This window comes from Geodermatophilus marinus, from assembly GCF_003428645.1.
Taxonomy (GTDB): Bacteria; Actinomycetota; Actinomycetes; order Mycobacteriales; family Geodermatophilaceae; genus Geodermatophilus.
Genome location: NZ_QVQH01000001.1, coordinates 77,091 through 95,674, shown reverse-complemented (window position 1 = coordinate 95,674; position 18,584 = coordinate 77,091). Strand labels below are relative to the sequence as shown.

18 protein-coding genes are annotated in these 18,584 nt (G+C 75.5%); 2 read left to right on the top strand and 16 right to left on the bottom strand.

The features are described from left to right. Window positions 1–3 precede the first annotated feature (3 nt). The 9 genes from D0Z06_RS00480 to clpB form a co-directional block, all read right to left on the bottom strand. A complete protein-coding gene (locus tag D0Z06_RS00480) occupies window positions 4–588 on the bottom strand; it encodes a hypothetical protein (RefSeq protein ID WP_117375430.1) in 585 nt (194 codons plus the stop codon). Between the two features lie 401 nt (window positions 589–989). Next, the gene (locus tag D0Z06_RS00470) at window positions 990–1,412 is read right to left on the bottom strand and encodes a DUF3151 domain-containing protein (RefSeq protein WP_117375428.1); all 423 of its coding nucleotides are present in this window, start codon (window positions 1,410–1,412) and stop codon (window positions 990–992) included. Further along, window positions 1,412–2,446: a class II fructose-bisphosphate aldolase gene (gene fbaA / locus D0Z06_RS00465; RefSeq protein ID WP_117375427.1), complete on the bottom strand. Its 1,035-nt coding sequence runs from the start codon at window positions 2,444–2,446 to the stop codon at window positions 1,412–1,414. Before fbaA ends, D0Z06_RS00470 begins: the two co-directional genes overlap by 1 nt. Before the next feature lie 85 nt (window positions 2,447–2,531). Next, window positions 2,532–3,110 carry a pentapeptide repeat-containing protein gene (locus D0Z06_RS00460; RefSeq protein ID WP_117375426.1) on the bottom strand — a complete coding sequence of 193 codons (579 nt, stop codon included), beginning with the start codon at window positions 3,108–3,110 and terminating at the stop codon, window positions 2,532–2,534. Between the two features lie 28 nt (window positions 3,111–3,138). After that, entirely contained in the window at window positions 3,139–3,741 is a 603-nt protein-coding gene (gene pyrE, locus D0Z06_RS00455; RefSeq protein ID WP_117375425.1) for an orotate phosphoribosyltransferase, read from the bottom strand. 75 nt (window positions 3,742–3,816) lie between these two features. Continuing rightward, window positions 3,817–4,521: a fasciclin domain-containing protein gene (locus D0Z06_RS00450; RefSeq protein WP_117375424.1), complete on the bottom strand. Its 705-nt coding sequence runs from the start codon at window positions 4,519–4,521 to the stop codon at window positions 3,817–3,819. Window positions 4,522–4,674: 153 nt separating this feature from the next. After that, on the bottom strand, window positions 4,675–6,318 hold the full coding sequence (locus D0Z06_RS00445) for a molybdopterin-dependent oxidoreductase (RefSeq protein ID WP_117375423.1): 1,644 nt from the start codon (window positions 6,316–6,318) through the stop codon (window positions 4,675–4,677). A 67-nt stretch (window positions 6,319–6,385) separates the two neighbouring features. Next, complete coding sequence (locus D0Z06_RS00440; RefSeq protein ID WP_117375422.1) at window positions 6,386–6,967, bottom strand: hypothetical protein; 582 nt, start codon at window positions 6,965–6,967, stop codon at window positions 6,386–6,388. 118 nt (window positions 6,968–7,085) lie between these two features. Continuing rightward, the gene (gene clpB, locus D0Z06_RS00435; RefSeq protein ID WP_117375421.1) at window positions 7,086–9,671 is read right to left on the bottom strand and encodes an ATP-dependent chaperone ClpB; all 2,586 of its coding nucleotides are present in this window, start codon (window positions 9,669–9,671) and stop codon (window positions 7,086–7,088) included. A 188-nt stretch (window positions 9,672–9,859) separates the two neighbouring features. Here clpB and D0Z06_RS00430 point away from each other — a divergent pair, with 188 nt between their 5' ends. Together D0Z06_RS00430 and D0Z06_RS00425 are read left to right on the top strand one after the other, a co-directional pair. Next, window positions 9,860–10,303, top strand: a complete 444-nt coding sequence (locus tag D0Z06_RS00430; RefSeq protein WP_117375420.1) for a MarR family winged helix-turn-helix transcriptional regulator — start codon at window positions 9,860–9,862, stop codon at window positions 10,301–10,303. 146 nt (window positions 10,304–10,449) lie between these two features. Next, window positions 10,450–10,887, top strand: coding sequence for an OsmC family protein (locus tag D0Z06_RS00425; RefSeq protein WP_117375419.1), 438 nt, complete (start codon window positions 10,450–10,452; stop codon window positions 10,885–10,887). 9 nt (window positions 10,888–10,896) lie between these two features. Here D0Z06_RS00425 and D0Z06_RS00420 read toward each other — a convergent pair whose 3' ends face one another. The 7 genes from D0Z06_RS00420 to dnaK form a co-directional block, all read right to left on the bottom strand. Then, window positions 10,897–11,817: a diacylglycerol/lipid kinase family protein gene (locus tag D0Z06_RS00420; RefSeq protein ID WP_117375749.1), complete on the bottom strand. Its 921-nt coding sequence runs from the start codon at window positions 11,815–11,817 to the stop codon at window positions 10,897–10,899. 49 nt (window positions 11,818–11,866) lie between these two features. Beyond that, window positions 11,867–13,498: an MDR family MFS transporter gene (locus D0Z06_RS00415; protein WP_233517362.1), complete on the bottom strand. Its 1,632-nt coding sequence runs from the start codon at window positions 13,496–13,498 to the stop codon at window positions 11,867–11,869. 143 nt (window positions 13,499–13,641) lie between these two features. Continuing rightward, window positions 13,642–14,172 carry a MarR family winged helix-turn-helix transcriptional regulator gene (locus D0Z06_RS00410; RefSeq protein WP_117375418.1) on the bottom strand — a complete coding sequence of 177 codons (531 nt, stop codon included), beginning with the start codon at window positions 14,170–14,172 and terminating at the stop codon, window positions 13,642–13,644. Beyond that, a complete protein-coding gene (locus D0Z06_RS00405; protein WP_117375417.1) occupies window positions 14,169–14,627 on the bottom strand; it encodes a heat shock protein transcriptional repressor HspR in 459 nt (152 codons plus the stop codon). Before D0Z06_RS00405 ends, D0Z06_RS00410 begins: the two co-directional genes overlap by 4 nt. Further along, the gene (gene dnaJ, locus D0Z06_RS00400) at window positions 14,624–15,835 is read right to left on the bottom strand and encodes a molecular chaperone DnaJ (RefSeq protein ID WP_117375416.1); all 1,212 of its coding nucleotides are present in this window, start codon (window positions 15,833–15,835) and stop codon (window positions 14,624–14,626) included. The genes D0Z06_RS00405 and dnaJ overlap by 4 nt, the downstream gene beginning before the upstream one ends. Before the next feature lie 19 nt (window positions 15,836–15,854). Continuing rightward, on the bottom strand, window positions 15,855–16,568 hold the full coding sequence (gene grpE / locus D0Z06_RS00395) for a nucleotide exchange factor GrpE (RefSeq protein WP_117375415.1): 714 nt from the start codon (window positions 16,566–16,568) through the stop codon (window positions 15,855–15,857). Between the two features lie 28 nt (window positions 16,569–16,596). Next, window positions 16,597–18,495 carry a molecular chaperone DnaK gene (dnaK, locus tag D0Z06_RS00390; protein WP_117375414.1) on the bottom strand — a complete coding sequence of 633 codons (1,899 nt, stop codon included), beginning with the start codon at window positions 18,493–18,495 and terminating at the stop codon, window positions 16,597–16,599. Window positions 18,496–18,584 lie beyond the last annotated feature (89 nt).

Sequence of the window (18,584 nt, the reverse complement as noted above, 5' to 3'; positions counted from 1 at the left end):
GGCTCAGGCGGCCGGGTGCACCAGCCGGGCGAGCAGGTCGACGTGCCAGTCGACCTGCACCCGCCGACCCGCCGACCCGGCCGGGCGGACCAGGTCGAAGCGGGTGAGCACGCCGCCGGCGTCGGCCCAGAGCAGCGCCAGGTGGGTGGGGCCGGCCGCCGGGGCGTCGTCCGGGCCGAGGCGCAGCTGACGGCTGGGCTCCTGGCGGTAGAAGGCCCGCAGGCCCTCGGTGGAGGCCGCGGGCAGCTCGCCGTCGTCGGCCCGCCACACCCGCAGCACGTCGGTGGGGGTGCGCAGCAGCAGGCCGCTCATCGGCAGGCCCAGGTTGTCGGTCCCGGACCCGCCGAACTCCAGCTGCCGGGCCTGGAGCGGGTCGGAGAGCTCGTCGTGGTGGGCGCCCCACGGCCGCAGCCGCTCCATCGCCTCGCGGCGGACCAGCTGGTGGTCGAGGTGCCGGTCGGCGGCCGGGTTCCAGCCGTGCGCGGCGTGCACGGCGGCACTGACCCGGACGCCGGCCCCCAGCGCCTCGTGCACCGCGAGCAGGAGGGGGCGCAGGCGGCCGAGGACGGCCACGGGTGAGTGCTGCACGACGACATCGTCGTCCTACCGGACGACAACCGCGGCCAGGTGCCGTCCCCGACGACCACCGAGCCCCACCGCGCCCTCCTCGGGGACCCTCCGGGCCCCGCTCGTCGACCGCCCCACCGCGGCCAGGTGCCGTCCCCGACGACCACCGAGCCCCACCGCGCCCTCCTCGGGGCCCCTCCGGGCCCCGCTCGTCGACCGCCCCACCGCGGCCAGGTGCCGTCCCCGACCACCACCGAGCCCCACCGCGCCCTCCTCGGGGACCCTCCGGGCCCCGCTCGTCGACCGCCCCACCGCGGCCACGCGCCGTCCCCGACCACCACCGAGCCCCACCGCGCGACTGCGGGGAAGTCGTCGTCCGCGGGTCGCCCCGGGCGACGACTCCCCCGCAGCGGCCGGCGCCGCTACCCCGCCAGGCTGGGGTCGCAGTCGCGCAGCAGCGCCGTGCAGCGCTCCTGCTCGTCGGTCTCGCCGATCGCCTCGGCCGTGCGGGCCAGCACGGTGAGGCAGCGCAGGAACCCGCGGTTCGGCTCGTGCGACCAGGGCACGGGGCCGTAGCCCTTCCAGCCGTTGCGCCGCAGCGCGTCGAGCCCGCGGTGGTAGCCGGTGCGGGCGTAGGCGTAGGCCTCGATCGTGTCCTGCAGCTGCCGCTCCGGCCGGTGCAGCGCCTCCTCGGCCAGGACCGCCCAGGCCGCGCTCACCGTGGGGTGCCGCGCGGCCACCTCGGCCGCCGGGGTGCCGGAGGCGAGCTCGGCGTCGGCCTCGGGGTTGCCCGGCAGCAGGGTGGCCGGGGGCTCCCCCAGCAGGTTGTGGTGCCCGTGAGCCATCAGGCGCCCTGCGCCTGGCCGGCCGACCGGAGGTCCTCGCAGGCCTGGACGACCCGGTCGGCCATCGACGTCTCGGCGGCCTTCAGGTAGCTGCGCGGGTCGTAGGCCTTCTTGTTGCCGACCTCGCCGTCGATCTTCAGGACGCCGTCGTAGTTGCTGAACATGTGGCCGGCGACGGGCCGGGTGAAGGCGTACTGGGTGTCGGTGTCGACGTTCATCTTGACCACGCCGTAGGAGAGCGCCTCGTGGATCTCCTCCTGCAGCGACCCCGAGCCCCCGTGGAAGACCAGGTTGAACGGCTTGCTGCCCTCGGGCAGGCCGAACTCCTTGGCGACCAGCGCCTGGCCGCGCTGCAGCACGTCGGGGCGCAGCTTGACGTTGCCCGGCTTGTACACGCCGTGCACGTTGCCGAAGGTCGCGGCCAGCAGGTAGACGCCGCGCTCGCCGAGGCCCAGCTTCTGGGCGGTGCGCAGGAAGTCGCCGTCGGCGGTGTAGAGCTTCTCGTTGATCTCGGCGACGACGCCGTCCTCCTCGCCGCCCACGATGCCGATCTCGAGCTCGAGGACGATCTTGGCCGCCGCGGCCTTCTCCATGAGCTCCTCGGCGACGTCGAGGTTCTCGCCGAGCTCGATGGCCGAGCCGTCCCACATGTGCGACTGGAACAGCGGCGCCTGCCCGGCGTCCACCCGCTCCTGGGACAGCGCGATCAGCGGGCGGACGTAGGAGTCCAGCTTGTCCTTCGGGCAGTGGTCGGTGTGCAGCGCGACGTTGACCGGGTACTTCGCGGCGACGACGTGCGCGAACTCGGCCATGGCGACCGCACCGGTGACCATGTCCTTCACCCGGGTGCCGGAGGCGAACTCCGCGCCGCCGGTGGAGAACTGGATGATGCCGTCGCTGCCGGCGTCGGCGAAGCCCCGCAGCGCGGCGTTGACCGTCTCCGAGGAGGTGCAGTTGATCGCCGGGTAGGCGAAGCCGCCCTCCTTGGCCCGGTCGATCATGTCGGCGTAGACCTCAGGGGTCGCGATGGGCATGCGGGGCACTCCTGTCCTCAGGGGTCGGTCGCTCGCTCGGCGGTCAGTATCCCGCCGCCCGGGGCGCGGGCGACAGCCGCCGTCCTCACCCGACCCGCAGCCCGAGCGCGGTCACGAGCGCGACCGCCTGGGCCACGTCGACGAGGGCGCCGCCGAGCGCGACGGTGCGGGGGTCGAGGCCGGTGAGGTCGCTGCCGCGCAGGTCCGCACCCGAGAGGTCGGCGCCGGTGAGGTCCGCCGCGGTCAGGTCGCACCCGGTCAGCGTCGCGCCTGCGGCGTGCACGCCGGCCAGCACGGACTCGCGCAGCCGGGTGCCGGTGAAGGACGCCCGGTGCAGGTCGGCGCCGGTGAGCACCGTGAGGGACCAGTCTCCCCGCTCGACGGCCAGCAGGTCGAAGCCGCACCGCTCGAAGCGGCTGCCCAGCAGCTTGCAGCCGGTCAGCGACGCCTGGGCGAAGGAGCACCCGGTGAAGGTGCAGCCGACCAGGGCGGTGTCGGTCCAGGCCGCCCCCGTGAACCGGCAGTCGCGGAACGTGCAGTCGGTCCAGGCGGCGCCGTCCGCGGTGGTCTCCGACAGGTCGACGCCGCTGAGCAGCACGCCGGTGTGCTCCTCGCCGGAGAGGTCCTCCCCGTAGCGGTCGACGTCCCGGAGCTCGGCGCTCACGGCCGGACCGCACCGGCCGCGCCAGTGGTCACGCGAGCCCGAGGTCGTCGAGGGTGAACGCGGCCCGGTACTCCAGCCCGGCCTGCTCGACCGCGGCCCGCCCGCCGCGGTCGACGACCACCGCCACGGCGATCGGCTCCGCGCCGGCCTCCCGCAGCGCCTCCACGGCGGTCAGCGGGCTGGAGCCGGTGGTGGAGACGTCCTCGACGACGAGGACCGCCCGGCCGGCGACGTCGGGACCCTCGATCCGCCGCTGCAGCCCGTGCGCCTTGCCGGCCTTGCGGACCACGCAGGCGTCCAGGTGCCCCTCCCCCGCCGCGGCGGCGTGCAGCATCGCGGCGGCCACGGGATCGGCGCCGAGGGTGAGCCCCCCGACGACGTCGTAGCGCAGGTCCCCGGTCAGCTGCCGCATCACCCGGCCGACCAGCGGGGCGCCCTCGTGGTGGAGGGTGAGCCGGCGCAGGTCGATGTACCAGTCGGCCTCCCGCCCCGACGACAGGGTGACCCGGCCGTGGACGACGGCCAGCTCGACGACCAGCTCGCGCAGGCGGTCGCGGTCGGGGTGCGCGGCCCCGCCCCAGGGGCCCTCCCCGGGGGACGAGGGGTGCGCGGGAGCGGGGTCGGTGCTCATGCGCCCGACCCTACTGAGGCGGCGCGTCGGCCCCGTGCCGCTCGTCCGCGCCCACCCGGCCGGGTGGCCGGCCCCTCAGGAGCCGGCGGGCGCGAGCACCCCGTCGATGACGTAGACGGTGGCGTTGGCGGTCTGCACGTCGCCGCAGACGACGGAGGCCTCGGTCCCGGTCAGCGTCCCGTCGCCGCCGATCGTGAACTCCTCCCCGGAGCCCTCGACGGTCACCTCGTCGTCGTTGAGCGTGGCGTGCGTCCCGGCGAGCTCGTCGGGCGCGAGCCGGCCCGGGATCACGTGGTGGGTGAGGACGGCGGTGAGCTGCGGCGTGTCGGCCAGGAGGGCGGCCAGCCGGTCCTGCGGCACCGCCTCGAAGGCGGGGTTGGCGGGGGCCAGGACGGTGATGTCCTCGGTGGTGTTGAAGGTGTCCACCAGGTTCGCCGCCTGCAGGGCCTGCACCAGCGTGATCAGCACCGGGTTGTTGCTGGCCGCGGTCGCGACCGGGTCGTCGGCCATCCCGGCGAGGCTGCCCTCGCCGTCGGCCGGCAGGGCCGCGCAGCCCTCGCCGAAGGGCCCGGCCGAGGCGGTGCCCCCACCGGTGCCCCCGCCGGTGCCGCCGTCCGTGCTCCCTCCCGCGCCGGTCGCCGTCGCGGTGGAGGAGCTGGTGGCGCCGTCGTCCGCCCTGGAGGCGGTGCCGGTCGTGCCGTCGGAGCCGCAGGCGGGGAGGGTCAGCGCCAGGGTGGCGGCGAGGGCCAGCAGGCCGGTGCGGGCGGGGGTGCGCGTCACGGGTCGTCTCCTTGTCGGGTGCGGCCGCCATCGTCCCCGACGGCGGTCGGCGGGGACGGCGACCGCGCCGGTGGCGACCGGCGGGAGCGGCGACCGCGCCGGTGGCGGCCGGCCCGGACCGGGACCGCGGGGCGGGCCGCCGGCCCGAGGCGCTCAGGTCGCGACGACCCGGACCGAGTGCAGGCCGGTCGCGCCCGAGGGGAACGGGGCGGCCCGCGCGGCGGTCTGGACCTCGCCGTCCTCGGTCGTCGCGCGCACGGTGAGCAGGTGGGAACCGGGCGCGAAGTCGTGGGGGAGGACCCACTGGCGCCAGATGTCGGCGTCGACCCGGGGCGAGAGCCGGGCCTCCTGCCACTCGCCGTCGTCCACCCGCACCTCGACCCGGCCGATGCCCCGGGTCTGCGCCCAGGCGACCCCGGCGATCGCCCGCCGGCCCGCGGGGAGCCGGCGCAGCGGGCCGGGGGTGTCGATGCGGGAGGCGACCTGGACCGGCCCGCGGGCGGCCCAGCCGCGCTCCACCCAGTAGGCGTCGAAGGCGGCGTAGGTGCCGGCCTCGATCTCGGCGAGCCACTTGCAGGCCGAGACGTAGCCGTAGAGGCCCGGGATCACCATCCGCACCGGGAAGCCGTGCTCGACGGGCAGCGGCTCGCCGTTCATGCCGACCGCGAGCATCGCGTCCTCGACGGTGAGCGCCGCGCGGGTGGGCGTGCCGATCGTCATGCCGTCCACCGAGCGGCAGACCAGCTGGTCGGAGTCCGGGGACACCCCGACCTCGCGGAGCAGGGCACCCAGCGGGACGCCGAGCCAGCGGGCGGTGCCGGCCAGCCCGCCCCCGACCTCGTTGGAGACGCAGGTCAGGGTCACGTCCCGCTCGATCAGGTCGGCCCGGCCGAGCAGGTCGTCGAGGGTGTAGCTGCGCGGGGAGCCCACCATCCCGCGCACGGCCAGCCGGTAGGCCACCGGGTCCACCTGGGGCACGGCCAGCGCGGTGTCGATCCGGTAGAAGTCGCGGTTCGCCGTCACCAGCGGGGTCAGGCCGGGCACCTGCGGCGCGAGGTCGGCCCCGGCCGGTAGCGGCCCGGCGGGCGAGGCCGGCGCCGGGAGGGCCAGGCCGGCCCGGGCGCCGGTGACGTCGAAGCGGCGCAGCAGCAGCCGGCCGGTCCCCCCGGTCACCGCGGCGACCCCGGCCGCGGCCCCGGCGGTGAGCAGGAAGCGGCGGCGGTCCAGCCCGGCGCCCCTGCGGTCCCCCGCGGCCAGGACGTCACGGAGCCGCTCCACCGGGGGCACCCCGGGCGGGCGAGCGGTCCCGGCCGCCGGCGGCGTCCGCAGCGGGGCCAGCAGGACGGGCAGGACGAGGACCCCGGCCGCGGCCCCGACCAGCGAGGGGAGGACGTCGAGCGGGCTGCCGGCCGGTCCGGTCAGCGCGGCCAGCGCCCCCAGGGCGCCGAGCAGCAGGATCCCGGTCGTGCCCACGGCCGGCCGCCGCAGCGCCAGGAGCCCGAGCGCGGCCGCGGCGAGCGCGACCAGGAGGAGCGTGCCGCCGACGAGGACGGGCTTGTCGGCCTGCCCCAGGACGGCGATGGCGGCCTGCGTGACCGGCTCCGGCACGAGCGTGATGACGCGGTCCCCGACGGCGACCACGGGTGAGGACTGCGGGCCCACCGCCGCGGCGGTCAGCTCCGCGACCCCGAGGGCCAGCCCCGCCGCGACCACCCCGGCCGACGCGGCGGGCCACCGGCGCCCCCGCCGGGAGGCGGGGACCGGGCCGGTGGTGGGGGCCTGCTCGGTGGTGGTCACGGCACGTCCTCGTCCGGAGCACCGGGCCCGGTTCGACGGGGGGTCACGACGGGCAGCGGGGGCCGGGTCAGCGCAGCCCGGCCCGCCGGCGGGCGGTCATCGCCGCGTACCACTCGGTGCTCGGCCGGCGCGACAGCAGGACGATCCCGACGACGGCCAGCAGCATCTGGCACACCGCCAGCGCGGTGAGGAAGCCGGTGCTGGGCTGGGCCATCGCCGACAGGCCGCTGACCACGGCGATCGCCCCGAGCACGAGCAGCACGACCCGCGCCCAGTTCCGCCCCTGCCAGGCGAACCAGAGGAACAGCACCTCGAGGACGGCGAACGCCGTCGCGACCACCCCGGTCACGATGAGGACGGTGCGGACGCCGTCCTCGGACAGCTCGGCGCCGCCACCCGCGAGCGCCGCGTCGATGACCGGGTCCAGGTCGGCGAAGGTGACCACCGAGCCGACCAGGCCCAGCAGCAGGTTGGCGATGAAGGCGCCGACACCGAAGCGCACCGTGTCGGGGCGGACCGGCGCGGGCCCGGCGGGCAGGCCGGGTGCGGCCGGGGCGGGCCGGTACCCACCGGGGGAGGGCGCGGGCGGGTCGTGCTGCGGCGGCTGCCGGCCCTGTCGGGGGTCGCGCCCCCCGGGACCTGCGGTCATCGGGCGCCCCCTCCCCGTCGGCCTGCGCGGACACCCCACGCTATCGGGGCGGGTGCGGGGTCCCCCCGGGCGGACGCGCGGACCCGGCGGCTGCGCGCCGCCGGGTCCGCGCCCCGGGTCACCCGCGGGTGACGGTGAGGCCGTCCACGGAGAGGTCCTCCGGGGCGTCGACGAGCACCCGGTCGCCGTCCCGGATGTCGCCGGCCAGCAGGGCCTTGGCCAGCTGGTCGCCGATCGCCGACTGCACCAGCCGGCGCAGCGGCCGGGCGCCGTAGACCGGGTCGAACCCGTTGAGGGCCAGCCACTCGCGGGCGGCGTCGGTGACGTCGAGGGTCAGCCGACGGGCGGCCAGCCGCCGGGCCAGGACGCCGACCTGGATGTCGACGATGCCGGCCAGCTCCTCGCTGCCCAGCGCCCGGAAGACCACGACGTCGTCGAGCCGGTTGAGGAACTCGGGCTTGAAGTGCGACCGCACCACCTCGAGCACCGCGGCGCGGCGCCGCTCCTCCTCGACCGACTGGTCGGCGATGAGCTGCGACCCGAGGTTCGAGGTCAGGATCAGGATGGTGTTCCGGAGGTCCACCGTCCGGCCCTGGCCGTCGGTCAGCCGGCCGTCGTCCAGCACCTGGAGCAGCACGTCGAAGACGTCCGGGTGGGCCTTCTCGACCTCGTCGAGCAGCACGACCGTGTAGGGCCGCCGCCGCACCGCCTCGGTGAGCTGGCCGCCGGCCTCGTAGCCGACGTAGCCGGGGGGCGCGCCGACCAGCCGGGCGACCGAGTGCTTCTCGGAGTACTCGCTCATGTCGATGCGGACCATGGCCCGCTCGTCGTCGAACAGGAACTCCGCCAGCGCCTTGGCCAGCTCGGTCTTGCCGACGCCGGTGGGCCCGAGGAAGAGGAACGAGCCGGTCGGCCGGTCGGGGTCGGCGACCCCGGAGCGGGCCCGGCGGACGGCGTCGGACACCGCGCGCACGGCGTCGGGCTGGCCGACGACCCGGGCACCGAGCTCGTCCTCCATCCGCAGCAGCTTCTGCGTCTCGCCCTCGAGCAGCCGGCCGGCGGGGATGCCGGTCCAGGCCTGCACGACGTCGGCGATGTCGTCCGGGCCGACCTCCTCCTTGAGCATCGACCCGCCGTCCTCGACCGACGCCTCGGCCTCGGTCAGCGCCTTCTCCAGCTGCGGGATGCGGCCGTAGCGCAGCTCGGCGACGTGCGCGAGCTCGCCGTCCCGCTCGGCCCGCTCGGCCTCGGTGCGCAGCCGCTCCAGCTCCTCCTTGATCTGCTGGATGCGGACGATCGCGCCCTTGTCCTGCTGCCAGCGGGCGGTCAGCTCGTCGAGCTGCTGCCGCTTGTCGGCCAGGTCGGCGCGCAGCGCCCCGAGCCGCTCGACCGAGGACGGGTCGTCCTCCTTGGCCAGCGCCATCTCCTCGATCTCCAGCCGGCGGACCGCGCGCTCGACCTCGTCGACCTCCACCGGGCGGCTGTCGATCTCCATGCGCAGCCGGCTGGCCGCCTCGTCCACCAGGTCGATCGCCTTGTCCGGCAGGAAGCGGGCGGTGACGTACCGGTCCGAGAGGGCCGCCGCGGCGACGATCGCCGCGTCGGTGATCCGGACCCCGTGGTGCACCTCGTAGCGCTCCTTGAGGCCGCGCAGGATGCCGATGGTGTCCTCGACGGAGGGCTCGCCGACGAGCACCTGCTGGAAGCGGCGCTCCAGCGCCGGGTCCTTCTCGATGTGCTCGCGGTACTCGTCGAGCGTGGTGGCGCCGACCATCCGCAGCTCGCCGCGGGCGAGCATCGGCTTGATCATGTTGCCGGCGTCCATGGCCCCCTCTCCGGTCGCGCCGGCGCCGACGATCGTGTGCAGCTCGTCGATGAAGGTGATGACCTCGCCCTCGGCGTCGGTGATCTCCTGCAGGACGGCCTTGAGCCGCTCCTCGAACTCACCGCGGTACTTGGCGCCCGCGACCATGGAGGCCAGGTCGAGCGCCATCAGCCGCTTGCCCTTGAGGCTCTCCGGGACGTCGCCGGCCACGATCCGCTGGGCCAGGCCCTCGACGATCGCGGTCTTGCCGACGCCGGGCTCGCCGATCAGCACCGGGTTGTTCTTGGTCCGCCGGGACAGCACCTGCACGACGCGGCGGATCTCGGTGTCCCGGCCGACGACCGGGTCGATCCGGCCCTCGCGGGCCCGCTCGGTGAGGTCGACGGCGTACTTCTGCAGCGCCTGGAACGTGCCCTCCGGGTCCGGCGTGGTCACCTTGCGGCTGCCGCGCACGGTGCGGAAGGCGGCCAGCAGGGCGTCGCGGGTCGCGCCGGCGCTGCTGAGCACCGCCCCGGCCTCCCCGCCCGCGTCGGCGAGGCCGACGAGCAGGTGCTCGGTGGAGACGAACTCGTCGCCCAGCGCGGAGGCCTGCTCCCCCGCCGCGTTGAGGACGCGCAGGAACTCGCGGGACGGCGCTGGGGCGGGCACCGTGGCGCCGCTGACGCTGGGCATGCGGCGGACGGCGGCCTCGGCCTTGGCGCGGACGTCGGAGGCGTCGGTCCCGACCGCCCGGAGCAGCGGGCCGGCGATGCCGTCGGTCTGCTCGAGGAGCGCGACGAGCAGGTGCAGGGGCTCCAGGGCCGCCTGGCCACGGTCGACCGCCAGCCGCTGGGCGGCCGCGATCGCCTCCTGCGAACGGGTGGTGAGCTTGCTCTGCATGGTCGGTGGGTCCGGTCCTTCCACGAGCGGTCGGGTCGTCGCCCGGTCCAACGCGTCAGGAGTTGAGCCTGTTCCGCTCAACTCCAGGGATCTCCGTGCGGCTCGCGGGAGCGGCGCGACACCCTGGCGGGCGAGTCTCGGTGGGCCAAATCCCGGTCGCGCGCCACCGAGCGCCTAGACTCCGGAGGATGACGCGTCTGCCGGCCCCGAGCGTGGTCCTCGAGGACCAGTTGTGCTTCGCGCTCTACGCGGCCTCGCGAGCGATGACCGCGCGGTACCGCCCGCTGCTCGACGCCATCGGGCTCACCTACCCGCAGTACCTGGTGATGATGCTGCTCTGGGAGCAGGACAACCAGACCGTCGGCCAGCTCGGCGCCCGCCTCAACCTCGACAGCGGCACGCTCTCGCCACTGCTCAAGCGGCTGACCGCCGCGGGCCTGGTGACCCGCCACCGCCGTCTCGACGACGAGCGCTCGGTCTCCATCGCCCTCACCGACACCGGCCGGGGCCTGCGCGAGCACGCCGAGCGGATCTCCTCCGAGATCATCTGCGCGCTGGACATGGACTCCGGGGAGTTCACCGAGCTGAAGGGCCGGCTCGAGCAGGTCACCGACCGGGTCACGAACAACTGACGAAGGGCCCTCCTGCCCCCCCTACCGTGAAAGGACCCCGTCCTCCTCACCCCTCGCACGCTCGGGGTGAGCCTCGGGACGAGGCCGGCGGCGGGACCCTGCAGGAGGGCCGCCGCCCCCCCCCCCCCCGCAGACGAGGAGACCCGATGCCCACGCGCACCGCACGGACCGCCTGGAACGGCACGCTCATGGAGGGCTCCGGCCAGGTCGAGCTCTCGAGCTCGGAGGTCGGCACCTACGAGGTGTCGTTCCCGAAGCGGGCCGCCGAGGAGGCCGGCGGCACGACCAGCCCCGAGGAGCTCATCGCGGCGGCCCACTCGTCCTGCTTCGCGATGGCGCTGTCCAGCGAGATCGGCAAGGCCGGCGGCACCCCGCAGGCCCTCGAGGTCTCGGCCGACGTCACCCTCGGGCAGAAGGACGGCGCGCCCACCATCACCACCATCCGGCTCACCGTGCGCGGTGAGGTCGACGGGCTCGACGCCGACGGCTTCCAGCAGGCCGCGCAGGCGGCCAAGGTCGGCTGCCCGGTGAGCAAGGCCCTGACCGGCGTCGAGATCAGCCTGGACGCCGCGCTCGACTCCTGACGGGGGCGGTCAGGCCGGGACGACGAGGGACCAGGCCGCCGGCCGCACCGTCCAGGTGCGCGCCGGCACGGCCTCCTCGATCTCGCCGTCCGCGTCGAGGTCCACGGGCGCGCCGGACAGCCGGACGGCGCGCCCGCGGACCCGGATGACGTCCTCCCGCTCCAGGTGGCTCCCGGCCGCCAGCGCCGCCGCGTAGCCGGCCCGGGCCACCGGTCCGGTGGCGACACTCACGACGACGTCGAGCAGCCCGTCGCCCGGGTCCGCGTCCGGCGCCAGGTCGCTGCCCCCGCCGATGGAGGGGCCGTTGCAGACCCCGGCCATGAGGACCGGCCGGTCGCCGTCGGCGGCCCACGCGCCGGCCGCTGCGGTCACGACCGCGCCGTCGACCTCCACGCGCAGCGGCCAGCCCTCCTCGGCCACGCCGGCCGCCACCGCACCCACCGGGTAGGCGGCCGCGCCCAGCGCGGCCTTGAGGCCCGCGGCCCGGGCTCCCGCCCGCGCGCCGATCCCGGCGTGCACCGCGTTGACCACCAGCCCACCGGCGTCGTCGTCGAGCACGTCGAGCCGCCGGGGCACCCCGCCGAGGACGACGGCCGCGGCCTCCTCCGGGTCCAGGGGCAGCCCCAGCGCACGGGCCAGGTCGTTGCCGGTGCCGGCCGGGACCACCCCGAGGGGCGACCCCGCGTCGAGCACCCCGGCCCGGTCGAGCGCGGTCGCCACCGACGAGAGCGACCCGTCCCCGCCGACCACGACGAGGCGCCGGTCGCCGGCGGCGGCGACCACCTCGTCCAGGTCCGCGGGGGTCCGGGTGCCGACCACCTCCACGTCCGCACCGCGGCGCAGCACCGCCAGGGCGGCGTCCACCGCCCCGTCGCCGGCCGAGCCGGCCGCCGCGTTGACCACCACGAGCAGCGCCCGGTCCGCGACCACCCGCACCTCCCTCGTCCCCGGCCCGCCTCCTGCGGGCCGGCGGACGACGCTAGCGGTCGCCCCGGTCGCCGCGCAGGCGCTCCTCGCCGCTGTCGGTGCGCAGGGCCACCTCCCGGACGAGCAGGACGGCGACGACCGCGACGACCGCGACCAGGCCGGACACCAGGAAGACGCGCCCGGTGGCGTCGCCGTAGGCGACCCGGACGAGGGTCTGCACCGCCGCCGGGGCGTCGGCCAGGTCGGCCAGCCCGACACCCCCGGAACCCTGCGCGGCCCGGGCGGCCGCGGGTGAGCCGGCCAGGCCCTGGGCGACGAGGTCGGCGACCCGGCCGCTGAGCACCGCGCCGAGGACGGACACCCCGACGGTGCCGCCGAGGCTCCGGAAGAACGCGACTGCGGAGCTGGCCGCGCCCAGGTCCCGGGCGGCCACGGCGTTCTGCACCGCGAGGACGAGGTTCTGCATCGTCATGCCGATGCCGCTGCCGAGGACGACGAGGAAGGCGCCGAGCAGCACCACGTCGGTCTCGTGGTCGACGGTGGCCAGCAGGCCGAACCCGAGGACGACGAGCAGCGAGCCCCCGACCAGGAACCGCTTCCACCGGCCGTACCGGGTGATCAGCAGCCCGGAGACCGTGGAGGACACCAGCAGCCCGGCCACCATCGGGACGGTGAGCAGGCCGGCCGCCGTGGGCGAGTAGCCGCGCGAGATCTGCAGGTACTGGCCGAGGAACACCGAGGAGCCGAACATCGCGACACCGATCGCGATGCTGGCCACGACGGCCAGGGTGGTGGTCCGGTCGCGGAAGAGCCGCAGCGGCACCACCGGCTCGGCGGCCCGCAGCTCGGTGACGACGAACGCGGCGACCGCCGACGCGCCGCCGACGAGGAAGAGCGCGGTGGGCAGCGACCACCACGGGAAGGCGTCGCCGGCGAGGGTGACCCAGATCAGCAGCGCGGAGACGCCCGCGGTCAGGAACGCCGCGCCGAGGTAGTCGATGGGAACGGGGCGCCGGGTGACCGGCAGGTGCAGCGTGCGCTGCAGCAGCACCAGGGCCAGCGCCCCGAAGGGGACGCCGACGTAGAACACCGACCGCCACCCCAGCCAGCTGGTGTCGACCAGCACGCCACCGACGAGCGGGCCGCCGACGGTGGCCACGGCCATGGTGGCGCCGATCAGGCCGGAGTACCGCCCGCGCTCCCGGGGGCTGATCATCGCGGCCATCGCGATCTGCACCAGCGCCTGGATGCCGCCCAGGCCCAGGCCCTGCAGCACCCGCCAGGCGATCAGCATGCCGACCGACTGCGCCAGCCCGGCCAGCATCGAGCCGACGACGAACACCACGATCGCGAGCTGGAGCAGCAGCTTCTTGCTGGCGAGGTCGGCGAGCTTGCCCCAGATCGGCGTCGACGCGGTCGAGGCGAGCAGGGTCGCGGCGACCACCCAGGTGTACTGGGCCTGGGTGCCGCGCAGGTCGGTGATGATCGTCGGCAGGGCGGTCGAGACGACGGTCGAGGACAGGAACGCCACGAACATCGCCAGGAGCATCCCCGAGAGGGCCTCGAGGACCTGCCGGCGGGACATCCGGCCCTGCTGCGCGGCCGACGCCGCACCGGGGGCGGGGCGTTCGGTGGGCTCGCCGGGCGCCGCATCGGCGTCGGGGCGGCGGAGGGTGCTGGTCACGGTGCTCCCGGAGCCGGTGCCGGGGGAACGGCCACGGGCCGCCCTCCCCACGACAAGGTGTAGACCGCAACCATATGTCCGATTGGTTGCGGTCTACAACTTGCGGGCGGGGTGACCCGCGTCTCCCTGCGGGAGCGGTGCGGTCAGGACCGGTCGGAGTCCTCCCGGTCCCGCGCCTCACCGAGCTGGTTGAACCGGCCCAGCAGCTCGGCCAGCGTGCCGACGTCCTCGGCCGGCCAGTGCGCGAGGTCGGCCTCCCAGCGGGCCCGGCGCGCCTCGCGGATGCGGGTCAGCCGCGCGGCGCCCTCCCGGGAGGTGCGCAGCACCTGCGCGCGCCCGTCGGCGGGGTCGGCCTCCCGCGTCACCAGGCCCAGGTCGACGAGCGAGGCCAGCTGCCGGCTGACGGTGCTCTTGTCCAGCCCCAGCAGGACGACGAGGTCGCTGGCGCGCAGCGGCCCGGTGTCCTGGAGCAGCGCGAGCAGGCCGTAGGCCGCGCCGTCGAGGTCGGGGTGCAGCTCCCGGGACAGCCGGGCGGAGATGGCGCGGGAGCGGCGCAGCAGCAGGCCGACCTCCCGCTCCAGCCGGACGTAGGCCTCGCGGGTGGCCTCGTGGGTGGCCTCGTGGGTGGCCTCGTGGGTGGCCTCCTCGGGGTCGGACCCGGCGCTGTCGCTCATCGGCGGTCCCGCGGCCGCCAGACCACGAGCGCCGAGGTCGCGGGCCGCAGCGGCACGAGGTCGCCGCCGTAGCCGGCCCGCATCGCCGACTCCGCGGCGACCGCCCGGCTCTCGGTCACCTCCAGCTCGGTGAGCAGTTCCTGCACCCGCCGGCGGAGCGCCTCCACCTGCGACTCGAGGTCGATGATCCGCTTGATGCCGGCGAGGTTGACGCCGTCCTCCTGCGAGAGGCGCTGGACCTCCCGCAGCAGGGCGACGTCGCGCGGGCTGTACCGGCGGCCACCCCCGCGCGTGCGGCCGGGGCTGACCAGGCCGAGCCGGTCGTACTGGCGCAGCGTCTGCGCGTGCATGCCGGCCAGCTCGGCGGCCACGGAGATCACGAACACCGGCGCGTCCTCGGCGACCGCGCGCCCGGCGTCCCGCTGCTCGCGGCCCCCGTCGACCGGGGCGCTCACCGCCCGCCCCCCTGGTCGTGCACGGCCGCGGTGATCCGCGGCCGCGGGTCGCCGAGTTCGGCGTCGAGGACCTTGACGGCCTCCTGCGCGGCCGGCGAGAGCCGCTTGGGGACGGCGACCTCGACGGTGACCAGCAGGTCACCCGGGCGGCCCTTGCCGGGCACCCCGCGACCGCGGACCCGCAGCGTCTGGCCGCTGGCGGTGCCCGGCGGCACCTTCAGCGAGACGCTGCCGTCGAGGGTCGGCACGGTGAGCGTCGTCCCGAGGGCCGCCTCGGCGAAGGTGACCGGCACGGTGAGCGTCAGGTCGTCGCCCTTGCGGCCGAACAGCTCGTGCTCGGACACGTGGACCACGACGAAGAGGTCCCCGGCCGGCCCGCCGCGCCGGCCCGGGGCGCCCTTGCCGGCCAGCCGGATGCGCTGGCCGTCCTTGACCCCGGCCGGGATCCGCACGGTGATGGTGCGGGTCTGGGTGGTCACGCCGTTGCCCGCGCAGGTCGGGCAGGGGTCGTCGATCACCGTGCCGGTGCCGCGGCAGTTGCGGCACGGCTCGGAGAAGGCGAACGCCCCCTGGCTGCGGCTGGTGACCCCCGCGCCCTGGCACACCGGGCAGGTGTGCGGCGAGGTGCCGGGCCGGGCGCCGCTGCCGGTGCAGGTCGGGCAGACGCCCGGGCTCTGCATGCGCAGCGGGACGGTCACGCCGAGGACGGCCTCGTCGAAGGAGAGCGTGGCCTCGGTCTCGACGTCCTGACCCCGGGCCGGGCCGGAGGCCGCCTGGCTGCGGGCGCGGGCCGAGCCCGCACCCCCGCCGCCGCCGAACAGGCCGCCGAACAGGTCCCCCAGCCCACCGCCGGCACCGGCCCCGCGGCCGCCCGCGGCGCCGAAGAGGTCGCCGAGGTCGAAGGGCTGCCCGCCCCCGCCGCCACCGGGGAACCCGCCGGGGAAGCCGGCCCGCGCACCCGCGCCGCCGGCGCCGAACAGCCGCCGCGCCTCGTCGTACTCGGCCCGCCGCTTGGGGTCGGAGAGCACGTCGTAGGCCTCGGAGACCTCCTTGAACCGGGTCTCGGCCTCGGTGTTGCCCGGGTTCTTGTCCGGGTGGAGGTCCCGCGCCAGCTGGCGGTAGGCCTTCTTGATCGCCGCGGCGTCGGCGTCCTGGGAGACGCCCAGCGCGGCGTAGTAGTCCTTCTCGATGAAGTCCCGGGTGCTCATCGGACGCCCCCTCTCGCGCTCAGTCGGACGCCGGGGCGCCGGCCGGGGGGTCGCCCGGGGCACCGTCGGCCGGGGCGGCGTCGGCCGGGGCACCGTCGGCGGCCCCGGCCGCGGGGGCCGCCGGGGACTCCGGGTCGGTGACCGCGACCATCGCGGTCCGCAGCACCCGGTCGCCGCGGCGGAAGCCCTGCCGCAGCACCGTGCTCGCCGTCGGGACCTGCACCTCCGGCGAGGTGTCGTGGATGACCGCCTCGTGCAGCGCCGGGTCGAACGGGTCACCGGCCCTGCCGAAGGCCTCCACGCCGAGCCCCTCGAGCAGGCCGAGGAGCCGGTCGGCCACCGACTTGAACCCGCCGGTCAGCTCCCCGTGGTCCCGGGCCCGCTCGATGTCGTCGACGATCGGGAACAGCTGGGTGGCGAACCGCTCCGCGGCCTGGTCGACGACCAGCTGCCGGTCCCGGTCGACCCGCCGCCGGTAGTTCGCGTACTCCGCGGTGACCCGCTGCAGGTCATCCGTCCGCTCCGCCAGCTGGCGGGTCACGTCGTCCTCGGCCGCCGCCGGCCGGTCGCCGGCCACGGTCTCGTGCTCGCTCATCTGCTCCCCTGTGCCGTGTGCGCCCGTGCGGGCACCGGCCGGCTCCTCGCCGGCCGGCACCCGCACGGTGCCGCTGATCGGGTCGATGCGCCGCTTGTCGCGGATGACGACCCGCGGCTCCTCTTCCCGCTCGGTCATCGCCGACCTCCGCGCGCGTCCGTCGGGGTCATCGGCGGTCGGCGCCCTCGCCCGGCCCCTCGTCGACGATCTCGGCGTCCACGACGTCGTCGTCCGCCGACTGCGCCGACGCACTGCCGTCGCCGGGAGCCCCCGCCCCGGCACCCGCGCCGGCCCCGGCGCCCGCACCGGCCGCGCCGGCCTCGGACTGCTGGGCGTAGAGCGCGCCGCCGACCTCCTGGGAGATCCGCGCGACCTTCTCCTGCGCGGACTTGATGGCGGAGATGTCCGAGCCGCCGAGGGCGGAGCGCAGCTCGGTCAGGGCCTCGCCGAGCTCCTCCTTCTTGTCGGCCGGGATCTTCTCGCCGTTCTCGGCCAGGAACTTCTCGGTCTGGTACTGCAGCGACTCGGCCAGGTTGCGGGTCTCGGCCTCCTCGCGGCGGCGCTTGTCCTCCTCGGCGTGGGCCTCGGCGTCCTTCATCATCCGCTCGATGTCGTCCTTGGGGAGCGCCGAGCCGCCGGTGATGGTCATCGACTGCTCCTTGCCCGTGCCGAGGTCCTTCGCGGTGACGTGCACGATGCCGTTGGCGTCGATGTCGAAGGCCACCTCGATCTGCGGGACGCCGCGCGGCGCCGGGGGCAGGCCGGTCAGCTCGAACATGCCGAGCTTCTTGTTGTAGGCCGCCATCTCGCGCTCGCCCTGGAAGACCTGGATCTGCACCGACGGCTGGTTGTCGTCGGCCGTCGTGAAGATCTCGGAGCGCTTGGTCGGGATCGTGGTGTTGCGCTCGATGAGCTTGGTCATGATCCCGCCCTTGGTCTCGATGCCCAGGGACAGCGGGGTCACGTCGAGCAGCAGGACGTCCTTGACCTCACCGCGGAGGACGCCGGCCTGCAGGGCGGCACCGATGGCGACGACCTCGTCGGGGTTGACGCCCTTGTTCGGCTCCTTGCCGCCGGTCAGCTCGCGGACCAGGTCGGTCACGGCCGGCATGCGGGTCGAGCCACCGACGAGGACGACGTGGTCGATCTGGCCGACGGAGATGCCGGCGTCCCGGATGACCTGGTTGAACGGGGCGCGGGTGCGCTCGAGCAGGTCCTGCGTCATCCGCTGGAACTCGGCGCGGGTGATCGTGACGTCGAGGTGCAGCGGCCCCTCGGCGCCGGCGGTGATGTAGGGCAGGTTGACGTTGGTCGACTGCGCCCCGGACAGCTCGATCTTGGCCTTCTCGGCGGCCTCGCGGAGCCGCTGCATGGCCAGCTTGTCCTTGGACAGGTCGATGCCGTTGGAGGCGTTGAACGTCTTGACCAGGTGGTCGACGACCTTCTGGTCCCAGTCGTCACCACCGAGGTGGTTGTCACCGGCGGTCGCCTTGACCTCGATGACGCCCTCGCCGATCTCCAGCAGGGAGACGTCGAACGTCCCGCCACCGAGGTCGAAGACGAGGATCGTCTGCTCGGTCTCGCCCTTGTCCAGCCCGTAGGCCAGCGCGGCGGCGGTCGGCTCGTTGACGATGCGCAGGACGTTGAGGCCCGCGATCTCGCCGGCCTCCTTGGTGGCCTGGCGCTGGGCGTCCTCGAAGTAGGCGGGGACGGTGATGACGGCGTCGGTCACCGGCTCGCCCAGGTAGGTCTCGGCGTCCCGCTTCAGCTTCTGCAGGACGCGGGCGCTGATCTCCTGCGGGGTGTAGCGCTTGCCGTCGATCTCGGCGGACTTCCAGTCGGTGCCCATCTCGCGCTTGACGCTGCGGATGGTGCGGTCGACGTTGGTGACCGCCTGGTTCTTGGCCGACTGGCCGACGAGGACCTCGCCGTTCTTGGCGAACGCGACGACCGAGGGGGTGGTGCGCGAGCCCTCGGAGTTGGCGATGACCGTCGGCTCACCGCCCTCGAGGACGGTGACGACGGAGTTCGTGGTGCCGAGGTCGATACCGACCGCTCGAGCCATGGGGCTGGCCTCTCTTCCGTGAACTGCGTGCTGTGCTGTGGTGTCCCAGGAGCCGGGCGGTCCGCCTTGCGCGGGGTCCGCTCAACTTT

Excerpts from the sequence above, each read along its gene's own strand:
- D0Z06_RS00470 (WP_117375428.1), bottom strand. The coding sequence starts at position 1,412 with ATGGCTCACGGGCACCACAACCTGCTGGGGGAGCCCCCGGCCACCCTG.
- fbaA (WP_117375427.1), bottom strand. The coding sequence starts at position 2,446 with ATGCCCATCGCGACCCCTGAGGTCTACGCCGACATGATCGACCGGGCC.
- pyrE (WP_117375425.1), bottom strand. The coding sequence starts at position 3,741 with ATGAGCACCGACCCCGCTCCCGCGCACCCCTCGTCCCCCGGGGAGGGC.
- D0Z06_RS00440 (WP_117375422.1), bottom strand. The coding sequence starts at position 6,967 with ATGACCGCAGGTCCCGGGGGGCGCGACCCCCGACAGGGCCGGCAGCCG.
- clpB (WP_117375421.1), bottom strand. The coding sequence starts at position 9,671 with ATGCAGAGCAAGCTCACCACCCGTTCGCAGGAGGCGATCGCGGCCGCC.
- D0Z06_RS00430 (WP_117375420.1), top strand. The coding sequence starts at position 9,860 with ATGACGCGTCTGCCGGCCCCGAGCGTGGTCCTCGAGGACCAGTTGTGC.
- D0Z06_RS00425 (WP_117375419.1), top strand. The coding sequence starts at position 10,450 with ATGCCCACGCGCACCGCACGGACCGCCTGGAACGGCACGCTCATGGAG.
- D0Z06_RS00410 (WP_117375418.1), bottom strand. The coding sequence starts at position 14,172 with ATGAGCGACAGCGCCGGGTCCGACCCCGAGGAGGCCACCCACGAGGCC.
- dnaJ (WP_117375416.1), bottom strand. The coding sequence starts at position 15,835 with ATGAGCACCCGGGACTTCATCGAGAAGGACTACTACGCCGCGCTGGGC.
- grpE (WP_117375415.1), bottom strand. The coding sequence starts at position 16,568 with ATGACCGAGCGGGAAGAGGAGCCGCGGGTCGTCATCCGCGACAAGCGG.
- dnaK (WP_117375414.1), bottom strand. The coding sequence starts at position 18,495 with ATGGCTCGAGCGGTCGGTATCGACCTCGGCACCACGAACTCCGTCGTC.